Source organism: Brevibacillus sp. SIMBA_040 (assembly GCF_046535075.1).
In the GTDB taxonomy this organism is placed as follows: domain Bacteria; phylum Bacillota; class Bacilli; order Brevibacillales; family Brevibacillaceae; genus Brevibacillus.
On the sequence record NZ_JAWRXI010000008.1, the window covers coordinates 34,239 to 54,643 of the forward strand.

Genomic DNA, 20,405 nt, shown 5'->3' on the forward strand with positions numbered 1-20,405 from the left:
GTGTTGGCAACAAAGGCAAGACGTTTAATCGAGTGCTTTTTCACTGCTGGGTGAATGCCTCATGAAGCAATATATTCTTAAGCGACTTATGTCGGGTGTTATTGTTCTCTTTGGACTCTCCGTTTTTACGTTTATGCTCATCCATTTTATCCCAGGTGATCCCGTGCGGATTATGCTTGGACAGCGGGCAACAGTGGAACAAATTGAGACGCTGAGGGAGGAGCTTGGTCTTAACAAGCCGCTCGTCGTCCAGTATTTGGACTATGCGTCTGGCGTGGTCAAAGGGGATTTGGGCAACTCACTCAAAACAGGGAGACCTGTGAGCACAGAAATCGCAGAGCGCTTTCCTGCTACGGCAAAAATGGCTGTGGCAAGCCTAGGGGTTGCGGTAGTAGTCGGAATTGGCCTCGGAGTTCTCGCGGCGAGGTTTAAAGATACGTTTCTTGATGGCCTTATTATGACGTTTTCAACCTTTGGCATGGCTCTGCCGGGCTTTTGGCTGGGGCTGCTGGTGATTCTCGTGTTTTCTGTGCACTTGGGCTGGTTTCCGATCGCGGGAGGCACCGGATTTATGGATATCGTACTGCCTGCGGTCACGCTTGGTACGTTGACGGCGACGGCACTGAGCCGCTTGACGCGTGCGGGCATGGTCGAGGTCTTGTCCAATGACTACATCCGAACAGCTCGCGCAAAAGGGATGGGGGAGCGGATCGTGTTGCTGCGCCACGCCTTTCGCAATGTGATGATCCCGATTGTGGCGGTCATTGGGCTGGAATTTGCGGGACTTTTGGGTGGTGCCGTCATTGTCGAGCAAGTATTCAACTGGCCGGGGATTGGAACCTTGGCGATTCAAGCCATCAGCTCGCGGGATTTTCCTATGATTCAGGGAACAACCTTGTTTATTGGGGCGATTTACGTCCTGGTCGTGATTTTGATTGACGTGTTGTACGCCATTCTCGATCCACGCATCGATTACACAGCAAAAAGGGAGGGGGCGTAAGCATGAACGAGCTTAACAAAACAATTCCTGTTCGTTCGATATGGCGGAAGGAAAGATCGCTACCCCGCTTTGAACTCTTGGACAAGATCATGAAAAAAAGAAAAGCAAAATATAGCTTCTTCATGATGCTGGGGATTATTATCATCGGGATCATTGGTCCGTGGATTGCCCCACACGATCCGACCAAAACGTATTACGAAGCTTTCATGCAGGGACCTTCGGCAGAATTTTGGCTCGGGACGGATGCCATCGGTCGTGATATTTTATCGCGCCTGCTGTATGGAACCCGGGTGACGTTGACGGTAGCCGTGATGGCGTCTGTGATGACGTTTGTCGCCGGAACGCTCATCGGTGTAACCAGTGCGTACCTGGGAGGAATTTTTGACAACGTGATGATGAGGATCATGGATATTTTGCTGGCGCTGCCGGGGATTGTGCTGGCTTTAGCGATCGTAGCCGCGCTTGGACCCAGTCAGGAAAATGCGATGATCGCGATCGGGATCGCGTCTATACCCGGCTTTTCGATTCTTGTCCGTGGAGCGGCACTTACCGTCAAAGGCTCAGGTTATGTGGAAGCAAGTCGGTCAATCGGAAGCTCCAACTGGTGGATTATTATAAATCAACTAATTCCGAACAGTTCAAATATACTGATCGTGTATACTACGATGTTCATTGGGAGTGCAATTTTAGGAACTTCTGCACTCGGATTTATAGGACTGGGTGCCCAACCCCCGACTCCCGAATGGGGAACGATGCTGAGTGAAGGCAAGGATTACTTGCGGGAAGCTTGGTGGCTGGCGACGTTTCCGGGACTGGCGATTACGATTGTCGTTTTTACCGTGTACATGCTAGGCGATGCCCTGCGCGATATTTTTGATCCGAAATCGTAAGACCGTGGTCCATTCATTTGCAAGGAGGAGACAACATGACAAACGTGCTGGAAGTATCCGGTTTGACAACCACGTTTACAAAAAATGAAAAGGCTTTCAAGGTGGTGGACGATCTTTCTCTGTACGTGGAGAAAGGGGAAGCCTTGGGCATCGTAGGAGAGTCCGGCTGCGGGAAAAGCGTCGCCTCGCTCTCGATGATGCGCTTGCTTGGGAAAAACGGAAAAATCGAGGGAAGCATTCTGTTAAATAGTAAGGAAATACTGGCGTACAGCGAAAAAGAGATGCAGAAAATCAGGGGAAGGGAAATGGCAATGATTTTTCAGGAGCCAATGACTTCTCTCAATCCAGTTTTAACCATCGGCAAGCAAATGAGTGAAGGAATCGAAAAGCATGAAGGCATGAAGCGCGCCCAGGCAAAGGAGAAAGTGATCGAGCTGCTTACGCAGGTAGGTATCTCGCGGGCAAGTGAAATTTATCACGAGTATCCGCATCGTTTGTCAGGGGGGATGAGGCAGCGTGTCATGATTGCGATGGCGATTGCCTGCAGCCCGAAGCTACTCATAGCGGATGAACCGACGACGGCTCTCGACGTGACGATTCAGGCGCAAATTCTCAATTTGATTCAAAAAGTCCGCATGGAGTTGGGAATGTCGCTAATCATGATCACGCACGATTTGGGAGTGATTGCAGAGACCTGTGATCGGGTCATGGTGATGTATGCCGGGCAGGTTATTGAATCGGCAGATGTACGATCCCTGCTGCGTAACCCGAAGCATCCGTACACCATCGGGTTGATCCAGTCGAGTCCGCATAAAGCAAAAGGACAGAAGCGTCTGAACAGCATCGCTGGTAGCGTACCAACCCCAGACGAATACCCCAAGGGCTGCCGTTTTGCCCCGCGCTGCGAAAAAGTCATGCCTGTTTGTCTTGAACAGAATCCGCAGCTGATGGCGGTGGACCAGCAGTCCCAGTGCAGATGCTGGCTGTATCAGGAAAATAGCGAGAGATCGGCGGTGAATGTATGACGACGCCAATCTTGGAAATAAAAAATTTGCAAAAACGGTTTCTATTGGGCAAGGGATGGTTTCAAGAGCCGACCTACGTCCATGCAGTCAACGGAGTGAATTTAACCGTAAACGAAGGAGAAACATTAGGGATTGTCGGGGAGTCAGGCTGCGGAAAGTCGACGCTGGGCAGGTGCATTCTGCGCTTGGTAGAGCCGACAGAGGGCGAAATCAAGTTTGAAGGGAGCGACATCCGCACCTTCAGCAAAGCGGGCATGCATCAAGCGCGCCGGAACATGCAGATGGTGTTTCAAAATCCTTTTGATACGCTCAATCCCAAACTGACTATCCAGCACATTTTAACAGAGCCGTTGATTGCCCATCATATCCCAATGCAGCAGAGACAAGCGCTGATCGAAGAGACGATTGAAATTGTCGGTTTGAGCAAAAGGCACCTCATGCGGTATGCCCACGAATTTTCAGGAGGGCAAAGACAGCGGATCGGAATTGCCCGAGCTTTGATGCTCAGACCAAAGGTCATTATTGCCGACGAGCCAGTGTCCGCTCTGGATGTGTCGATCCAATCGCAGATTCTCAATCTGTTGCAGGATTTGCAAGAGCAGTTTTCTCTGACGTACCTCTTTATTTCTCATGATTTAAGTGTCGTTGAACACATTGCCGACAGAGTGGCCGTGATGTATCTAGGGGAAGTCATTGAGCTGGCGAAAAAGGAAGATCTGTTTCGAAAGCCGATGCACCCGTACGCGCAATCGCTACTTTCTGCCGTACCTGTCTCTGATCCGGATGAAAAGCGGGAACGAATTATTTTGACAGGAGATTTGCCCTCGCCATCCAATCCTCCCACAGGCTGCAAGTTTCATCAGCGCTGCTGGGCGTGCATGGACGTCTGCAAGAAGGAGGTGCCTGCTTTAAAGGAAGTAGAGGGCAGAATGGTTGCCTGTCATCTTTATTAGGTGTAGCTGCAAGAAAGAGAAAAATTCAGATGGTGGAGGTGTCAGTGAACAATGTTGGACGCACGACTTACCAAACTGGCAGATGTGCTGGTGAACTACTCGACTCGTGTACAGCCGGATGAGCATGTACTGATTGAGGCGATTGAAATTGATACACCATTGATCAAAGAGCTGGTGAAAGCTGTCCATAAAGCAGGAGGACACGCTCATGTAGAGCTGCAGGATCAATCTGTAAAGCGCCAGTTGTTGCTGCAAGGAGATGCCATGCAGTTTCAGACTGCGGCAGAAATCGAACAGTTTCGAATGGAGAAAATGCAAGCCTATATTCTCATAGATGGCGGTCACAATATCAATGAGCTGTCTGATATACCCGATGAACAATTGAAGCTGTCCGCTTCCTTCTCCAATGCGGTTCGTCAGGTCCGTCTCCAGAAAAAATGGGTGTATCTGCGCTATCCGAACCCTGCTGTGGCACAGCTTGCGAACAAGAGTACTGAAGCATTTGAACAGTTCTTCTTTGATGTCTGCACGATGGATTATGCCAAAATGGCCAAGGCCATGCTGCCGCTTAAGAAACTGATGGAAAGGACAGACCGTGTGAAAATCATTGGACCTGGTACGGAGCTGATCTTTTCAATCAAAGGTATCCCAGCGGTTTTGTGTGCAGGGGATAAAAACATTCCTGACGGTGAAGTGTTCACGGCTCCGGTTCGCGATTCAGTAAACGGTGTCATCACGTTCAATACGCCATCTCCTTACCAGGGCTTTACGTTTGAGAATGTGCGGCTAGAGTTTGTAAACGGAAAGATCGTAAATGCGTCAGCCAATGATACGAAACGTCTTGAAGGCATTCTGGATACAGATGAAGGAGCACGCTATATTGGCGAGTTTGCAATCGGCGTAAATCCTTTCATCCGAGAACCGATGAAGGACATTTTATTCGACGAAAAAATTGATGGCAGCTTCCATTTCACACCGGGACAATGCTATGACGATGCTTCGAACGGAAACAATTCCAACATTCACTGGGACATGGTCATGATCCAACGACCGGAGTACGGCGGAGGGGAAATTTGGTTTGATGATCGGCTGGTCCGCAAAGATGGACGCTTCGTGCTGCCGGAGCTGGAACCACTCAATCCTGAGAATTTGCGATAGAACGAGGGAAGCGTAAGAGATTTCAGAGATAGAGAAAAACAAGCCATGGAATAGGAGAGAGACACGGCGTATGACACATATGATTGATGCTCATTTTGATCTGCTGCTGGATGTGGCCATTCAGCGGGAGAACGGTAGAAAAAACGTGATTGTGTCGGATTATTTGCCTGGCTTTTTGGCAGGTGGGGTGCAGACCATCGTCGCTGCCATTTATATCGAGAGCAAATTTTTGCCAGAGATGGGGCTGAGGAAAGCGCTTCAGCAAATCAGCGCGCTGCACGCAGAGGCAGATGAGGCACCGGACAAAATCATGATATGTAAAAGTGTGGACGATATCAATGCTGCGAAAAAGGCAGGGAAAATCGGGTTTGTTCTCTCTCTTGAAGGAGCCGACCCGTTGTACAACGACCTTAGCTTGCTCCGAATTTTCTATGAGCTGGGCGTGCGTTTTATGGGACTCGTCTGGAGCAGGCGCAATTTCGTAGGAGACGGCAGCCACTTTTCTCCGGTGCGTGAAGGGAAAAAGGGAGGCATTACTGAGTTTGGCGTGCAGCTGATCGAAGAGGCGGAAGCGATGGGGATGATCATCGATGTTAGTCATCTAAACGATGAAGGCTTCTGGGATGTGATGGAGATCACCAAAAAGCCAATCATCGCTTCCCACTCCAATTGTCGGTCACTCGCTGGCTCCATGCGCAATCTGACAGATGAGCAAATCAAGGCAATCGCCTCGACGAACGGGGTAATCGGGATTAATGGCGTTAACATATTTGTAGCGGATAGCGATGATAATTCCGATCTGGAGCATCTGCTGGACCATGTGGACCACATCGCCGCTCTCGTTGGGGTAGAGCACATCGGAATCGGTCTGGATATTATCGAGCCATTCATGAAGTACGATTCACCAGTTGCCTTGACGGAAGCAGCACGCAAAGATTTTGACGTCGTGAAGGGACATATTCAGGTTCCTGAGATTGCTAAGGCACTAGCCAAGCGGGGGTACACAGATGAAGCCATCGAGCTGATTATGGGCAAAAACTTCATCCGTGTATATAAGGAAGCCTGGAAGTGCTAAACATGCTTGAAATGGCTGTTTACGCATCATTTCTGCCGAGAGAGAACGGGATTAGCGACTGGATAACGACTATTGGCGGATAAAAGTATACGCCAAGAAGAAGGAGGCTCGCCGTGTTACGAAAGCACTTGGATCACCGCATCAAATACTTGCTGTTCACTTGCATGCTCGCTTTTATTGCAGCAGGATGTGCGACTGCGCCCCCATCAGTAAAAACGCAGAATCAACAGTCAAAATCAACTGACAGCCTGACGCCGAAAAGAGGAGGAACAATTACAATCGGGTACCAAGCAGAACCGGATACATTAGACCCGCAAAAAACGGCTCTATCAGCCGGAAACTTCGTAGGCGGCTTTCTGGGAGGAGGCTTGGTGGTTCAAGACCCGTACACCTTTGAGCTGAAGCCTCATCTGGCTGAATCGTACAAAATCTCAGAGGATGGGAAGACCTGGACGTTTAAACTGCGCCAGGACGTGATGTTTCACGATGGAACACCGCTGACGGCATCTTCCTTTAAGCAAAGCATGGAGCGAGCAATGGATCCAAAGACAGCCTCACCACTTTCTGGACAAGAGCTAACCGCGATAAAGTCCATTTCTGCTCCCGATGAGTCTACTCTGATTCTTCAGTTGAGTCAGCCATCTGCTCCACTGCTTAGTGCCTTGTCCTATGGGGGATACCAGCAGCCAGTAGCGATGGAGGCGCTGAAAAAGTACGGAAATGATTTTGGACGAAATCCCGTCGGCGTAGGTCCGTGGAAGTTTGAGAGCTGGAAGACTGGGGAATCCATTACGCTGACTCGAAACGAAGATTATCAGTGGGCAGCTCCGTTTGTGGAGAATCAAGGGCCAGTGCGACCAGATAAGCTCGTCATTAAATTTATCAAGGACAATCAGACGCTGATGGCTGCCCTGGACAGTGGAACGATTGATATCGCAAGCGTACCCGCAAAAGACGTGAAAAAGTACAAGGATGATAAGGACTTCACGGTCTTGGAAGGGATGCAGCCAGTTGAGAACTTTATCGGCATGAATTTGCAAAATGAGATTTTACAAGATATCAACGTGCGCAAAGCTCTTAATCTGGCAATCAACAAAGAAGCGCTAATCATCGCAGACCTGCAAGGAGAGGGAGTACCAGTCTACGGACCGATCCCGACTACAATGTTTGGATATGACCCAGCAGTGGAGCAGTACGGCTACAAATACAACAAAGAGGAAGCGATGCGATTGCTGGAGGAGGCAGGCTGGAAGATAGGAGGGCAAGGAATCAGGGAAAAGGATGGCAAAGAGCTCAGCCTCCTGATGATCATCGACAATCCTAAGCCAGGAAATCAGCTTGTGCAAAGTATGCTGAAAGAAATTGGCGTCGATCTGAAGATTCAAAGCTATGAAATGGCCACGGCCTCAGCGCAAGCTGTAAAAGGGGCATTCGATTTATTGGCGACTGATCACGGAAGCAATGATCCTCATATTTTGGATCTGCTCTTTAATTCCAATCAAATCGGCGGCTTGAACTTTTTCCGCATCAACAATAAAGAGCTGGACAGTCTGCTGGAAAAAGGCGCCACAACAACGGACAGCAGGGAAAGACAGAAAGTGTATGCTGACATCCAGAAGTTGGTGGTTGATGAAGCATACTGGATTCCGTTGTATTCTGCAAAGACATTCCAGGTCATCAACAATCGCATTCAAGGCATCAAGCCAAACCCGCTCGCGACTCTTAATGTCCAGGATATGTGGGTCAACGAATGACTTTAGAAATGATTCATGAACGAACCCACATACGGTATCAGCGTTACGTTACGCAATAGAATTGCATAAGTAGAAGGAGGATAAAAGGCCGCCGATTGGTGGTCTTTTTCGCGTTTTCTCCCTTTTACATCAGAATATCAAAACCAGCAAAGGAGAGAATATTACTGTTCATGCTTCAAAAGGAGGAAAATTACCGAATGAACAAACTCACGCTTGCTGCTCATGAATCGCTAGAAATTCACGAAGCTCTCAACTTCAAGACCCTCTGTCTAGCCAAGTCAAAATTGATGCAAGGAATTGTGTTTGATCAGGATTTAAAGGCATTAATGCAAAAGGACGTCGAACAATCTACGCAAGCGATTGCCGAGCTTCAGGCAATCTATAAAAAAGCCCCTTTCCAAGCTCCAGTTCCACAAAATCGTCCCACTCCCATAATAAATTGAAGGTGAGATTCGAATGAACCATGATTATCTAGACCCGATTCATTCATTAAACATGCCGGAGCTGGCAGATATGACATTTGCCATGGACTTCCTCATTCGTGCCAAGGAGGGGGTCAGAAACACAGCGATAGCATTGACTGAAACCGTAACGCCTGAGGCAAGAGCTGTGCTGCGCAAGCAACTCCATCAAGCAATTTCCCTGCACCAAGAAATAGCCCAGCTCATGATCAGTAAAAAATGGTTTCATCCTTATGAACTCAATGAACAGTATCAATTGGATCAACTTTCGGCAATAAATACCATCCAAATCGGGCAAATGAAGCTTTTCCCCGAGGATACCTCGCGTAAAGGTATGTTCGATCGAACGCCAGATGAACATTAATATTTGGAGGAACAATGGATGAAAGCAGTGACGTATCAAGGCATTAAAAATATTGTCGTTAAGGATGTTCCTGATCCAAAGATTGTGAAGCCTGACGATATGATAGTCAAGCTGACAAGCACCGCCATTTGTGGGTCAGACCTGCATTTAATCCATGGTATGATTCCTAATTTGCAAGAAGACTACATCATTGGTCATGAACCGATGGGGATCGTGGAAGAGGTAGGCCCTGGGGTGACAAAGCTCAAAAAAGGCGATCGTGTCGTCATTCCGTTCAACATCGCATGCGGCGAGTGCTTTTATTGCAAAAACCATTTAGAAAGCCAATGTGATAATTCAAACGAGCACGGCGACATGGGAGGATTTTTTGGATATTCGAGCACAACGGGAGGATACCCTGGGGGACAAGCGGAATATTTGCGTGTGCCCTTTGCTAATTTTACTCATTTCAAACTTCCTGAGGACTGTGAAGTAGAAGACGAGAAGCTTTGTCTGATTTCTGATGCGATGTCGACCGCATACTGGACCGTAGATAATGCTGGTGTGAAAAATGGAGATACAGTAATTGTATTGGGATGTGGACCCGTTGGCTTACTTGCCCAAAAGTTTTGTTGGCTAAAGGGCGCAAAGCGTGTGATCGCGGTTGACTATGTCGATTATCGGTTACAGCATGCCAAACGTACGAATAACGTAGAAACGATAAACTTCGAGCAAGAGCAAAACATTGGAAACCACCTAAAAGAGATTACGCAAGGCGGAGCTGATATTGTCATTGATGCAGTTGGAATGGACGGAAAGATGACTGATCTAGAATTTATTACGAGTGGCCTAAAATTACAAGGGGGCGCTCTGGGGGCAGTGGTAATCGCTGCACAAGCGGTACGTAAGGGTGGCACGATACAAATTACCGGCGTCTATGGCGGACGATATAATGCATTCCCTCTCGGTGATATCATGCAAAGAAATATCACGATTCGCTCAGGACAAGCCCCAGTAATCCACTATATGCCATATATGTACGAGCTGATAGCAACAGGTAAAGTGGACCCTGGAGACATCATCACACATGTCATCCCTTTGAGTGAAGCGAAACGCGGTTACGAAGTGTTCGATACCAAAACGGACAATTGCATCAAGGTTATACTAAAACCCTGATACTTCACTATGAATGGAGGAGGCAAGCTGCGATGGGGTATGCTTTACACGAGCAACTAGAATTGCATGAGATTGCTGCTTTTAAATCCGTGTGTATGACCAAGTCAAAAACTATGCAGGGCTTTGTTACAGACGAAGCATTAAAACAGCTTTTGGCAGAGGATGTAGATGTCTCGACAAGACAGCTTCATGAATTAAATTTGCTACTGACAAAAGCAAATACATAAGGGGGCAGGGAGTACATGAATCACATCATTCAAAGCTTAGTAGGAATGGGCGGCATGACTGACCAAGTAGTCGCCATGGACTTGTTGATTTCTGCCAAGAGTGGAGTGAGAAATTACGCCATGGCTCTAACGGAAACCGGTACTCCTGAGATAAAAGAAATACTTACAAAGCAATTGGAAGAAGCCATTGACCTGCATGAGAAAATCAGCATGTATATGATTGAACAAGGCTGGTATCATCCGTGGAATGTTAACGAGCAAATTAAGCTGGATCAACAAAATATCCAAACCTCATTAATATTGCCTTAGAGCATCCGACATGGGTGCTTTTTTTATTGTTGCAAACATGGCGGTAACGGTTTACAGAATATATCCGTTTTTATTATTGTAAAGTTCAGGGAATTTTTGAAGGAGTGCAACGATAGCATGAGCAAAATATTGATTGTAGACGACGAATCGCACATCCGCGAGCTGATCAGCTTGTTTTTACGAAGCGAAGGATTTGAAATAGAAGAGGCAACGAACGGAACGGAGGCGCTTACGATTGTAGAGCATTTACGAATCGATCTCGTCATCCTTGATATAATGCTTCCGAACTTGGATGGCTGGGAGCTGTGCAAGCGCATTAAGAATGACTATCCAGATATCCCCATCCTCATGGTGACAGCCATAGGTGAGTCGGGGCAAAAGGTGAAAGGCTTCCAGCTTGGAACCGATGATTATGTCACAAAACCATTTGATCCATTGGAGCTTGTTATGCGCGTAAAAGCACTATTGAAGCGATATCGCATTGCCTTTTCCCAAAAGATCCACCTGGGCGGTATTGTGCTGGATCGGCTTAGGTACAAGGTCATGCGAGGTAAGGAAGAACTGACACTGCCTCTTAAAGAATTCGAGCTACTTTTTAAGCTTGCCTGCCATCCCGGACAAATTTTCACCCGCGAACAGCTGATTGTGCAGATTTGGGGAAGGGACTATGAAGGTGATGATCGGACAGTCGATGTGCACATCAAAAGGCTGCGTGAAAGGTTCGCGGGCGACTCCGAGCACTTTCGTATTGAAACTGCCCGCAGTCTCGGATATCGGTTAGTAGTGAACGCATGATAAGGACACTCTACCTACGCCTCGTGCTGACTTTTTTAGCTGTGATACTTATTGCCATTATCTCGTCCTCTCTTATTAGTCTTGCTGTTTACGAGAAAGAGCTAGATGAACTGCAAAGAAGCGAAATGACTTCCATTGGCGAGAATATTATACGCATTTATGAACAGAGCAAGTATCCTGAATTGAACTCGTTTGCGAGGAATATGGAAGCATTAACCGCAAACCCTGTGCTCCTCTTCAACGACGTCGGGAAGTTGATTACAGACGACAAAGGCCTACATACGATCCCTCAGGACGCGATTCAAACCGTACTGGGAGGTCAGCACTATTTGCCGCCAGATGACTCGGATTTGGAGTATATCGGGATGCCACTGCCTGTGCAAGATAAGCAGTATGCTTTGTTTCTACTTCCTTCCTCCAAAAATGAAGAAACAATCACTCAGCTATTCTTGACAGTTTTAGCACTGGTGCTGGTCACAGGAAGCATTTGCTATCTCATAGCCGCCAGATATCTTGTGAAGCCGCTCAAAACACTGACAGAAGCGACGAATCAGCTGGCAAAGGGCAATTTCGAGGTCAATGTGAGCATAAATCGTTCAGATGAGCTAGGCATGCTCGCTCATAGCTTTAGGCAAATGGCGAGTGAGCTGAAACAGCTGGAGCAGATGCGACAAGATTTTGTATCCAATGTTTCCCACGAAATTCAATCGCCACTAACATCCATCACTGGTTTTGCCAAAGCGTTGAAATACGAGCATCTGGCAGCCGCGGACTATCGGGAGCGTTATATCGATATCATTTTGACAGAAAGCGAGCGGCTCTCCAGGCTGAGCGATCAACTGCTGAGCCTCGTATCCCTCGAATCGAACCATCATCCTTTTGCAGCTACGACGTTTCATCTTGACGAGCAAATCAGGCAGGTAGTGGTCAGGAGTGAGCCGTTATGGTCATCCAAGAACATCATGATTGATTTGAAGCTGCCCGACGCTGTCAAAATAAATGCAGACCAGGATCAGCTCAACCAGGTATGGATGAATCTGCTCGGTAACAGCATCAAATTCACACCAGATGGAGGGCTGATTCAAATTGAGCTTACAACAAGCCACAATGAATATGCTGTCACGATCACGGATACGGGTATCGGAATCCCTCCAGAAGAGCTCAATCATATCTTCGTACGCTTTTACAAAACGGATCGATCGCGAAGCAGCAAAGGCAACGGTCTAGGTCTCGCTATCGTGAAGCAAATCATTACGATCCATCATGGTACGATTGAAGTAAAAAGCAGGGTGGGCAACGGAACGGCGATAACCGTTACACTTCCCGCAAGCTATACAGCGTCAACATAAGATTTTTTTGTTCATGCTCCGTTCATATTTCTCCTCTACGCTTTGCAAAGGCTTAAAATTTTGACGGGAGGAACGGCAGCATGAGTTTTTTGATCCATTTCGTTACTTCGTTTACCTGGTTCACTATTTTTGAAACGATTCTTTTTTTCACGAATGTACTGGTTTTCTTCAGGTATGGTCTTCCTTTTCGAAAACCTCATCGTTTGCTCGATTTTTTACCGAGCGTAGCTCTGCTGATTGCCATTGTCAGTTTTCTATATGGTGATACCACCTTACTGGCGCTCGTGTTCTATGCCATAACCTTGATTGTTTTCTTGTGCACGATAAAGGGCGTATTCAAGCGTTCTTCGTCAGTGCCCAGGTTTAGATTAGCAAGGGCGTTGTTTTGCGTAGCGGGGATCATTGTCCTACTGAGCACGCCTACGTACGCTGGAGAACTCAGGTACAATCCGGTCAGTGAATTTAGTGAAATGAGCTATTCGCAAGCATTTGTTCAGTTAAATTCGCGATTATCCAGAGAATACCCATTTGGCGAGTGGAAGCAGGTTAACTGGCAGGGTTTGCAGGAAAAGTACGAACCCATTTTTAAAAAGGCAGAGGAAGAAAAAAACAAAGATCTTTACTACCAAACGTTGCGGGAATACCTTTATTCCTTTCGAGATGGTCATATCAAAATTAGTAACGAAAATCTGTATGAGGATAATCCAGTATTTAAAAGAGAAGCTGGTGGCGGCTTTGGCATCAGCACGATTCAGCTTGATAATGGCAAGGTTTTAGTAAATTTGGTTGTGGAAGGCAGCCCTGCCGAACAAAATGGGATAAAGGTAGGCGCAGAAATCATTACGTGGGATGGGAAAACAGCGAAGGACGCTTATCAACAAGCCAACTGGAGCGAAAATCCGATGGGTACGGAGGGAGATGTAAACTATAACCGAGGCAGGTTTATGGTTCGCGCGCCCATTGGCAAAGAGATTCCTGTTGAATATCAGAATGCAAACGATCGTAAGCGAACCAAGGTCAATTTAAAAGCGTATGACGACAATTATGAAACCTTAAAGCAAACGAGAGTAAAATGGAAAAAAGAGGATAATTGCATTGATGCCGAAATCGTCGGGAACGGGTACGGTTACTTGAAAATCAGATACTTTCTGCCTAGCGAGACAGTGCCTGAGCCTATAGAAAAAGTGAAAGAAATCCTGAATTGGTTTCATAGTCAGAACATCAAGGGCTTAATTATTGATGTTCGGGATAATCCAGGCGGTAGTGATGACTTGGTTGTAGCCATGGCAGGTTTTTTTGTTCCTGAGGAAACCACCTATGAGCATGTCAGCTATTACAATCGAGTAACAGGTAGATTTGAGCTCAATCCTTTTGAGACGCGTAAAGTAATGCCCACCGCACCTCACTACTATGGAAACATTGCGATTATCATTAATAACAAAACTACTAGTTCAGGTGAAGGGCTGCCTATCCTGCTAAAGGGCATGCCCCACGTAAAAAACGTAGGTTTTACGACGACGAATGGTTCATTTGGTGTGGTTAGCAGTCCGATTGAAGCTGAGATGCCAGAGGGCTACATCGTCCGATTCCCCGATGGAAGGTCGCTAAATCAAGACTTTGTCATTCAAGGTGACAGTAATGATCAGGGACAGGGCGGGGGAGTTCCCGATGTACTTATCCCATTAAATGAGGAAACATTTCATGCAAAGTATGTACAAGGAAAAGACGTCGAATTAGAGTATGCGCTGAAAGCACTGGAGGTAATACCTGTCCCATCCAAGCGTTAATAGCTTCAGATTACAATTCATACTTAGTTCATACTTCTCCCACAGTAGAAGCAGCAATGATGAATGCAAAGGCTCTCAAGCTCTAGCCCATTTTTCGATACCAATAAGAGAAGCGCCTGGGGAATAAAAACCTTGGCGCTTTTTTAGCGCGAATTGAAATTGATAACTACCATAAAAATTTGATGTAGGTAAACAGCACTTGCCAAGTGTATAATGGTGTAAATGGTAAGAAAAGCCAAAACATGAGATGTCATACGTTTGCACCTCAAGAAAGAGAGATCGATATGAAGAAAAAGCTCCTGATTGCAATTTGCTCGCTCCTTATGATGAGTATGCTGACTGGCTTCAATTCTCAGCAGGCAAACACACTTCAACAATCTTTGCAATCAAATCTAGTTCCTGTTGCAAAAATGGAACTGCCAAAGAAAACCATCATTGGATTTGGAGAGGCTACACATGGAAACAAGCAGTTTACCACGCTGAAATTAGATATTTTCAAGCATTTGGTGGAAAAACAAGGCTTTCGCGTCTTTGCCATCGAGGGAGATTTCGGTGGAGGACAGAAGGTGAATGAATACTTAGTAGGAGGCAGCGGAACAGCCGAGGAAGCTGCGAGGGCGATCGGCTTTACGATTTACAATACGAAAGAAATGGCTGAGCTGCTCTCCTGGATTCGCTCCTATAATGGACAAGCGACTCCGGGAAATAAAGATCATTTTTACGGCTTTGATATGCAGCGCTATGACCATAACAAAAACGGGCTATTCACGTACATGAAAAAGGTGGACCCGCCACTTGCCGAAAAATATGAGTCAGCGCTGGTGAATCTGAACGACAAAACGGTATATGATCAGAAGCCAGCGATCGTGCAGGAGGGGCTCTCTCATATTAACAGTCTGATAAAGCAAATGCATGAACACAAATCCGGTTATATCGCAAAAAGCTCTGAGAAGGATTTCGATATGGCAGTAGCCTTTGCCGAGTCGATCAGGCAAAATGCTACACTGCGCGGAACGAATGCAAATTATAGCAGCACGCGCGATTACTATATGGCTGAGAAAGTGAAATGGATTTTATCCTTTGAAAAGAAGTATTCTGGACGACAAAACCTGTTCATCGCCGGACATAACGGACATATCGAAAAAACTTCCACATCAATAGGAATCATTACCTGCATGGGAGCGCATCTAGCAAAAGCATTCGGGGACGAATATTACGCGATCGGAAGCGAATTTTACGAAAGCAAGTTTCTTGCAAACGACGCAACGACCAACGAACAAAAAGAATTTTATGTCAAAAATAGCGGGAATCATCGTTTAGCTATTCTGTTTGCAAATACAAAATGGACGGATGGATTCCTGGATTTTACCAAGGCAAAGCATGATGAAGCATTTACGGCATATCTGAATCGTCCTCAGCCTGTAAGTGCGATTGGTGCCGTCTTTAGCGGATGGTATGGATCAATTGAAAAGATGTACACCTTGCAAATGATACCGGCAAAAGCATTTGATGCGTTCATTTTCGTGAGGACAGCTACACCTTCGACGATGTTAACGAAGTAAGATAGACAGTTCGATCGGCGACACGGTTGGTACCGCTGCCAATGCCACTACAAAGAGAATGCCCCCCTCCCTTTATCTACGGAGGAAGGCATTCTCTTTTCTATTTTTTACATCCTTTTTAACCAGCTGCCAGAGGGGGAGTTCTTTTCAAGGCTGCTCATATCGTCCATAATAGGAATTTGACATGCTATGTGCTGGGGTTCATATGTTGGGGGTGGTTATTTTTGCGACAAGTGGGTATGCTCATGATTTTACTAACGATAACTCTCTACTCCTTTCTGCCCGGACTGGCGGAAGCGCAAGAAGCACGCCTGATTAGAGTCGGCTTCGACAAAAGCTTACCGCCTTTATCTTACTTGGATAAGTATGGCGAGCCAGCAGGTTTTGATATCGATCTGATCAGGAAAATGGCTACGCTTCACGGATATCAGATTCAATTCGTTCCTCTGGAATGGGAGGATACCGTAATTCAGTTAAAAGCGGGACAGCTGGATCTGGTTGTCGGGATGAAATATACGAGTACGCGCGATACCTTTTTTGACTTTAGTGATTCCTACTTGACGATGGCAGACGCTCTGGTCGTCCCGGCAGCTACCCGCGATATATCCGGGATCAATGATCTGAGGGGAAAAGTGGTAGCTGTTCAGCGAGACGATGCAGGAATCTCCCAATTAGAAAGCATCAGAGGTGGCAAGCTGCTGGTCGCCTTTAACCAACCAGATGCGATGGAGATGCTGTTTTTAGGAAGAGCCGATGTTTTTCTGGGAAACCGGTGGACCGCTGAATACGTTCTGCAAAAAGCAGGAAACCAGCAAGACTACCGGATTCGTACGGGACTGATTCCGCCATCCGATTATGCTTTTGCTGTGCGAGAGGGCAATTACGAGCTGTTGAACAAGCTGAATGAAGGCTTGGAAGAGCTGCATCAAAACGGCACCTATGAGTCTTTGTACTCCCAGTACCTCGAACCCTATAATGCTTTGGCAATCGAATGGTGGCGCAAGCTTGTGTACGGCTTGCTTATGGTGATGGGGCTGGTTGTGTTCATTTTGGCCGGAAGCTTTCTATGGAATAAACGTTTGCAGAAAGAGGTCAAGCTTCAGACAGCTGCATTGGCTGACAGCTTTGCTTTTCAAACGAAAGTGCTGGACAGCGTGGACAATGGGATTCTCTCTTTTGACCAAGCAGGGAAAATAACACTGATTAATCGGGCAGCACGAAAATTGCTGGGATTGAGTAAACAGCCTGCAGAGATTAATGTGTTGGACTGCTTACCGCAGCTACCGATTCAGCAAGTGTTGGAGTCAGGGAATCGGCACTACCTTGAAGGAGAGCTTCACTTAGGGGATGGAACAGGCAGGATCGTTTACTACTATATCGCATCCTTAGTTAATTCAGTGGGAGAACAGGTAGGCGGGATTCTTTGTCTGCAGGATCGGACAGAGCAGAAGCATCTGCAAGCACGATTGATCGCACAGGAAAAAATGCGTGCCTTGGGCGAGCTCGTTGCAGGGATTGCCCATGAAATCCGCAATCCGCTGACAGCCATCAAGACCTTTACCGAATTGCTTCCCAAAAAGCTGGATGATTCACGTTTTCGGGCAGAACTCCTGGAGCATGTTCCAGAAGAGATGGCTAGGATGAACCGAATCATTGAGGATTTGCTAGATTATTCACGAGAAAAGCCTGTCCAGAAAAAATGGGAGAAGCTATTCGACCTGGTTCAATCGGTGATGGGCTTATTTACGAAACGAATCGAAAACGAGGGGATTAGTACTGCGATTGATATAGCTCCCGAGTTGGAAGTGTTTGTAGATCGTGATCGCATCAAGCAGGTGCTGATCAATCTGATTCTCAATGCGATCGAGGCTATGGCTCACTCGCAGGACAAGCGATTGACTATATCTACTCAGCAGGATGAGAGAATGTTCTGTTGTCTATTTCCGATTCGGGTTCCGGCATTGAGACGGATGAAATACAACAAATGTTCCAGCCTTTCTATACAACAAAAAGCCAAGGGATTGGACTTGGCCTGTACATTAGCGAGAAAATCATGAACGACCATGGCGGAGGAATTGAAGTGAAAAGTGATGTGGGTACAGGGACAACCTTTCTACTACGATTTTCGCAGGGAGGGGAGTTATAATGAACATATTGATCATTGATGACGAGCGGGCTATATGTTCCTCGCTTTCTTTTGCACTTGAGGATGAATACCGTGTGCTTACGGCTTCGGAACCTGAGGAAGGCTTGAGACTGCTGGAAGAGGAGCAAATCGACGGGATCTTGCTCGATCTGAATTTACGCGTGGCAAATGGTATCGATCTTCTCCGTGTGATCAAAGAAAGAAAGCCGGAGGTAGTGGTAATTATTATGACGGCGTATGGCTCGATTGAATCGTCCGTCGAAGCGATGAAAGCCGGTGCCTATCATTACCTGTCCAAGCCACTCAATTTGGACGAAGTCAAGCTGCTTCTGAACAAGGCCCTCACGTTTCAACAGCTCCATCGTCAGGTTCAGGTACTCAGCCAAGCGGTTCGGCAGCAGGAAACCTATGCAGGCATCATCGGCAAGAGCAGTGGCATCCAGAAAGTATTCCAATTGATCGAAAAGGTAAAGGACATTAATTCCAATGTATTGATCACAGGAGAAAGCGGTACGGGTAAGGAGTTAGTGGCACGCGCGATCCATTTTCAAGGATTTCGGCAGAGAGGCGCTTTTTCCGTCATCAATTGTGCAGCGATCCCCGAGCCTTTGCTGGAAAGTGAGCTGTTTGGACACGAAAAGGGTGCTTTTACTGGTGCCTATCAAAAGCAGCAGGGCTTATTTGAACGATCAGATGGGGGCACCATCTTTCTGGACGAAATTGGCGAGATGCCGCTCTCGCTGCAAGCCAAAATATTGCGTGTGATTCAGGAGAAGGTAGTTACCCCGGTCGGCTCCCAGCACCCAAAGGAAATAGATGTCCGGATAATTTCCGCGACCAACAGAAACCTGCAGGAAGAAGTTGCGAAGGGGAATTTTCGCGAGGACCTTTATTATCGCCTGAATGTGATCCCTTTGCATCTTCCGCCGTTGCGTGAGCGCAAAGAGGATGTGCCACTGCTTATTGAGCATTTTTTAGCCCTGTACTCGGCGAATATGAGCGTCCGCACGAAAACGTTTAGTCCGGATGCCAAACGAAGACTGTATGATTATGCATATCCCGGAAATGTCCGCGAGCTATCCAATATGGTGGAATACGCCGTAGCGCTTTCGGAAAATGATGTGATTCAACCAGAAGACCTTCCCGAATCTCTTCGCAAGGCTAGAAGCAGCGCAGCAGGGGAAGTAGCGAAACAGCACGGTCTTTTGATTCCAGAAGGGGTAACTCTTGCTGAGGCTGAAAGAATGTATATTCTCTTCACACTTGAGCAGAATGAAGGTCATCGTTTGAACACAGCTAAACAATTATCCATCAGCGAGCGGGGATTACGCGAAAAGCTGAAGCAATATTTGAGAGGCACAGAATGAGAACAACCATCACTTGGATTGCACTGTCCAGTTTCGTCCTGACATTTTTGATGAGTGGGTGTATGAAAAAACCAGACCAGGCTCCAGTCGGTCAGGGCAGTGAGCAAGCGTTTGTAACGATCGCAACAGGTGGAGCTCCCGGGCCGTATTACACGATTGGCGGTGCGTTGGCCAAGGTGTATAAAGATAAGCTCGGCTATAATGCTGCAGTACGTTCCACTGACGGCTCGGTGGAAAATGTTCGCCTCCTGGAAAACAATAAGGCCGATGTGGCGTTCGCTATGTCGGATGTCGCTGCGTTTGCACTTGGCGGGCAGGAAAGCTTTCAAGCGAGCGGCCCTGCAAAGCATCTGAGCTCAATGGCAGGACTTTATTTGAACTATGTGCAAATTGTAACGTTAAAAGATCGCTCGATACACTCGGTAAACGATCTGAAAGGCAAGCGAGTGGGGGTAGGTGCTCCGAACAGCGGTGTCGAGGTGAATGCACGCATGATTCTAGGGGAGCATGGTATCACTTATAAAGACATACGGCCTGAATACCTCTCATACGCGGAAGCGATTGATCAGTTGAAAAATAATGCCATTGACGCAGCTTTTGTCACCTCTGGCCTTCCTAATTCTGCTGTCCTGGATTTGCAAAGCACAAATGAAGTCGTGATTGTTCCCATTCAGTCGGGTGCCATCGAGAAGCTCACGAAGCAGTTTCCGTTTTTTGAAAAGGCGCAGCTCCCTGCAGGCATTTACCAAAACTCCCAGCCTATTCCGACTGTGGCAATCCGCAATATTCTTCTCGTTCGCTCAGATTTAACAGAAGATCAAGTCTTCAAGCTAACCAAGGCTTTCTTCGAAAATCTGGATGTCTTGCAAGAAGCACATGAGGCTGCCAATCAAATTGACAGGAAGGAAGCAGGGAAGGATCTGGTGGTACCGCTCCATCCGGGAGCAGTAAAATTCTACACAGAAATGGCGAATCCATAGTTTCATGCTGTAAAAGAGGATAAAAAGTCCGCTTCGATCAATAGACCC

Annotated in this window: 20 protein-coding genes; all 20 read left to right on the top strand. The window is 47.0% G+C overall.

Annotation, left to right across the window (positions count from 1 at the left end; genetic code table 11):
- Window positions 1–61: 61 nt before the first annotated feature.
- The 20 genes from SB752_RS14700 (at window position 62) to SB752_RS14795 (ending at window position 20,357) form a co-directional block, all read left to right on the top strand.
- A complete protein-coding gene (locus tag SB752_RS14700; RefSeq protein ID WP_410716374.1) occupies window positions 62–1,000 on the top strand; it encodes an ABC transporter permease in 939 nt (312 codons plus the stop codon).
- Between the two features lie 2 nt (window positions 1,001–1,002).
- Complete coding sequence (locus tag SB752_RS14705) at window positions 1,003–1,890, top strand: ABC transporter permease (protein ID WP_410716375.1); 888 nt, start codon at window positions 1,003–1,005, stop codon at window positions 1,888–1,890.
- A gap of 35 nt (window positions 1,891–1,925) precedes the next feature.
- Window positions 1,926–2,915, top strand: coding sequence for an ABC transporter ATP-binding protein (locus SB752_RS14710; RefSeq protein ID WP_410716376.1), 990 nt, complete (start codon window positions 1,926–1,928; stop codon window positions 2,913–2,915).
- A complete protein-coding gene (locus tag SB752_RS14715; RefSeq protein WP_410716377.1) occupies window positions 2,912–3,868 on the top strand; it encodes an ABC transporter ATP-binding protein in 957 nt (318 codons plus the stop codon). Before SB752_RS14710 ends, SB752_RS14715 begins: the two co-directional genes overlap by 4 nt.
- A gap of 51 nt (window positions 3,869–3,919) precedes the next feature.
- Window positions 3,920–5,026, top strand: a complete 1,107-nt coding sequence (locus tag SB752_RS14720) for an aminopeptidase (RefSeq protein WP_410716378.1) — start codon at window positions 3,920–3,922, stop codon at window positions 5,024–5,026.
- Between the two features lie 70 nt (window positions 5,027–5,096).
- Window positions 5,097–6,101, top strand: coding sequence for a dipeptidase (locus tag SB752_RS14725; protein WP_410716379.1), 1,005 nt, complete (start codon window positions 5,097–5,099; stop codon window positions 6,099–6,101).
- A 113-nt stretch (window positions 6,102–6,214) separates the two neighbouring features.
- Window positions 6,215–7,855 carry an ABC transporter substrate-binding protein gene (locus SB752_RS14730; RefSeq protein WP_410716380.1) on the top strand — a complete coding sequence of 547 codons (1,641 nt, stop codon included), beginning with the start codon at window positions 6,215–6,217 and terminating at the stop codon, window positions 7,853–7,855.
- Between the two features lie 197 nt (window positions 7,856–8,052).
- On the top strand, window positions 8,053–8,298 hold the full coding sequence (locus tag SB752_RS14735) for a spore gernimation protein GerQ (protein WP_410716381.1): 246 nt from the start codon (window positions 8,053–8,055) through the stop codon (window positions 8,296–8,298).
- 13 nt (window positions 8,299–8,311) lie between these two features.
- Window positions 8,312–8,680, top strand: a complete 369-nt coding sequence (locus SB752_RS14740) for a spore coat protein (protein WP_410716382.1) — start codon at window positions 8,312–8,314, stop codon at window positions 8,678–8,680.
- Between the two features lie 18 nt (window positions 8,681–8,698).
- Window positions 8,699–9,835, top strand: coding sequence for a zinc-dependent alcohol dehydrogenase (locus SB752_RS14745; RefSeq protein ID WP_410716383.1), 1,137 nt, complete (start codon window positions 8,699–8,701; stop codon window positions 9,833–9,835).
- Window positions 9,836–9,867: 32 nt separating this feature from the next.
- Window positions 9,868–10,062, top strand: coding sequence for a hypothetical protein (locus SB752_RS14750; protein WP_410716384.1), 195 nt, complete (start codon window positions 9,868–9,870; stop codon window positions 10,060–10,062).
- 15 nt (window positions 10,063–10,077) lie between these two features.
- A complete protein-coding gene (locus SB752_RS14755; RefSeq protein WP_410716385.1) occupies window positions 10,078–10,371 on the top strand; it encodes a spore coat protein in 294 nt (97 codons plus the stop codon).
- A gap of 117 nt (window positions 10,372–10,488) precedes the next feature.
- Complete coding sequence (locus tag SB752_RS14760) at window positions 10,489–11,166, top strand: response regulator transcription factor (protein WP_410716386.1); 678 nt, start codon at window positions 10,489–10,491, stop codon at window positions 11,164–11,166.
- Window positions 11,163–12,515, top strand: a complete 1,353-nt coding sequence (locus SB752_RS14765) for a sensor histidine kinase (protein WP_410716387.1) — start codon at window positions 11,163–11,165, stop codon at window positions 12,513–12,515. The genes SB752_RS14760 and SB752_RS14765 overlap by 4 nt, the downstream gene beginning before the upstream one ends.
- Before the next feature lie 80 nt (window positions 12,516–12,595).
- Window positions 12,596–14,302 (top strand): S41 family peptidase, encoded by a 1,707-nt coding sequence (locus SB752_RS14770; protein WP_410716388.1) that lies wholly within the window; start codon window positions 12,596–12,598, stop codon window positions 14,300–14,302.
- Window positions 14,303–14,586: 284 nt separating this feature from the next.
- Window positions 14,587–15,864, top strand: coding sequence for an erythromycin esterase family protein (locus SB752_RS14775; RefSeq protein ID WP_410716389.1), 1,278 nt, complete (start codon window positions 14,587–14,589; stop codon window positions 15,862–15,864).
- A gap of 233 nt (window positions 15,865–16,097) precedes the next feature.
- Window positions 16,098–17,921, top strand: a complete 1,824-nt coding sequence (locus tag SB752_RS14780; protein ID WP_410716599.1) for a transporter substrate-binding domain-containing protein — start codon at window positions 16,098–16,100, stop codon at window positions 17,919–17,921.
- On the top strand, window positions 17,849–18,010 hold the full coding sequence (locus SB752_RS14785; protein WP_410716390.1) for an ATP-binding protein: 162 nt from the start codon (window positions 17,849–17,851) through the stop codon (window positions 18,008–18,010). Before SB752_RS14780 ends, SB752_RS14785 begins: the two co-directional genes overlap by 73 nt.
- The gene (locus SB752_RS14790; protein WP_410716391.1) at window positions 18,010–19,377 is read left to right on the top strand and encodes a sigma-54-dependent transcriptional regulator; all 1,368 of its coding nucleotides are present in this window, start codon (window positions 18,010–18,012) and stop codon (window positions 19,375–19,377) included. Before SB752_RS14785 ends, SB752_RS14790 begins: the two co-directional genes overlap by 1 nt.
- On the top strand, window positions 19,374–20,357 hold the full coding sequence (locus SB752_RS14795) for a TAXI family TRAP transporter solute-binding subunit (RefSeq protein WP_410716392.1): 984 nt from the start codon (window positions 19,374–19,376) through the stop codon (window positions 20,355–20,357). The genes SB752_RS14790 and SB752_RS14795 overlap by 4 nt, the downstream gene beginning before the upstream one ends.
- Window positions 20,358–20,405: the final 48 nt, after the last annotated feature.

Excerpts from the sequence above, each read along its gene's own strand:
- SB752_RS14705 (WP_410716375.1), top strand. The coding sequence starts at position 1,003 with ATGAACGAGCTTAACAAAACAATTCCTGTTCGTTCGATATGGCGGAAG.
- SB752_RS14715 (WP_410716377.1), top strand. The coding sequence starts at position 2,912 with ATGACGACGCCAATCTTGGAAATAAAAAATTTGCAAAAACGGTTTCTA.
- SB752_RS14790 (WP_410716391.1), top strand. The coding sequence starts at position 18,010 with ATGAACATATTGATCATTGATGACGAGCGGGCTATATGTTCCTCGCTT.
- SB752_RS14710 (WP_410716376.1), top strand. The coding sequence starts at position 1,926 with ATGACAAACGTGCTGGAAGTATCCGGTTTGACAACCACGTTTACAAAA.
- SB752_RS14745 (WP_410716383.1), top strand. The coding sequence starts at position 8,699 with ATGAAAGCAGTGACGTATCAAGGCATTAAAAATATTGTCGTTAAGGAT.
- SB752_RS14740 (WP_410716382.1), top strand. The coding sequence starts at position 8,312 with ATGAACCATGATTATCTAGACCCGATTCATTCATTAAACATGCCGGAG.
- SB752_RS14760 (WP_410716386.1), top strand. The coding sequence starts at position 10,489 with ATGAGCAAAATATTGATTGTAGACGACGAATCGCACATCCGCGAGCTG.
- SB752_RS14775 (WP_410716389.1), top strand. The coding sequence starts at position 14,587 with ATGAAGAAAAAGCTCCTGATTGCAATTTGCTCGCTCCTTATGATGAGT.
- SB752_RS14750 (WP_410716384.1), top strand. The coding sequence starts at position 9,868 with ATGGGGTATGCTTTACACGAGCAACTAGAATTGCATGAGATTGCTGCT.
- SB752_RS14785 (WP_410716390.1), top strand. The coding sequence starts at position 17,849 with ATGTTCCAGCCTTTCTATACAACAAAAAGCCAAGGGATTGGACTTGGC.
- SB752_RS14770 (WP_410716388.1), top strand. The coding sequence starts at position 12,596 with ATGAGTTTTTTGATCCATTTCGTTACTTCGTTTACCTGGTTCACTATT.
- SB752_RS14735 (WP_410716381.1), top strand. The coding sequence starts at position 8,053 with ATGAACAAACTCACGCTTGCTGCTCATGAATCGCTAGAAATTCACGAA.
- SB752_RS14755 (WP_410716385.1), top strand. The coding sequence starts at position 10,078 with ATGAATCACATCATTCAAAGCTTAGTAGGAATGGGCGGCATGACTGAC.
- SB752_RS14720 (WP_410716378.1), top strand. The coding sequence starts at position 3,920 with ATGTTGGACGCACGACTTACCAAACTGGCAGATGTGCTGGTGAACTAC.
- SB752_RS14725 (WP_410716379.1), top strand. The coding sequence starts at position 5,097 with ATGACACATATGATTGATGCTCATTTTGATCTGCTGCTGGATGTGGCC.
- SB752_RS14700 (WP_410716374.1), top strand. The coding sequence starts at position 62 with ATGAAGCAATATATTCTTAAGCGACTTATGTCGGGTGTTATTGTTCTC.
- SB752_RS14765 (WP_410716387.1), top strand. The coding sequence starts at position 11,163 with ATGATAAGGACACTCTACCTACGCCTCGTGCTGACTTTTTTAGCTGTG.
- SB752_RS14795 (WP_410716392.1), top strand. The coding sequence starts at position 19,374 with ATGAGAACAACCATCACTTGGATTGCACTGTCCAGTTTCGTCCTGACA.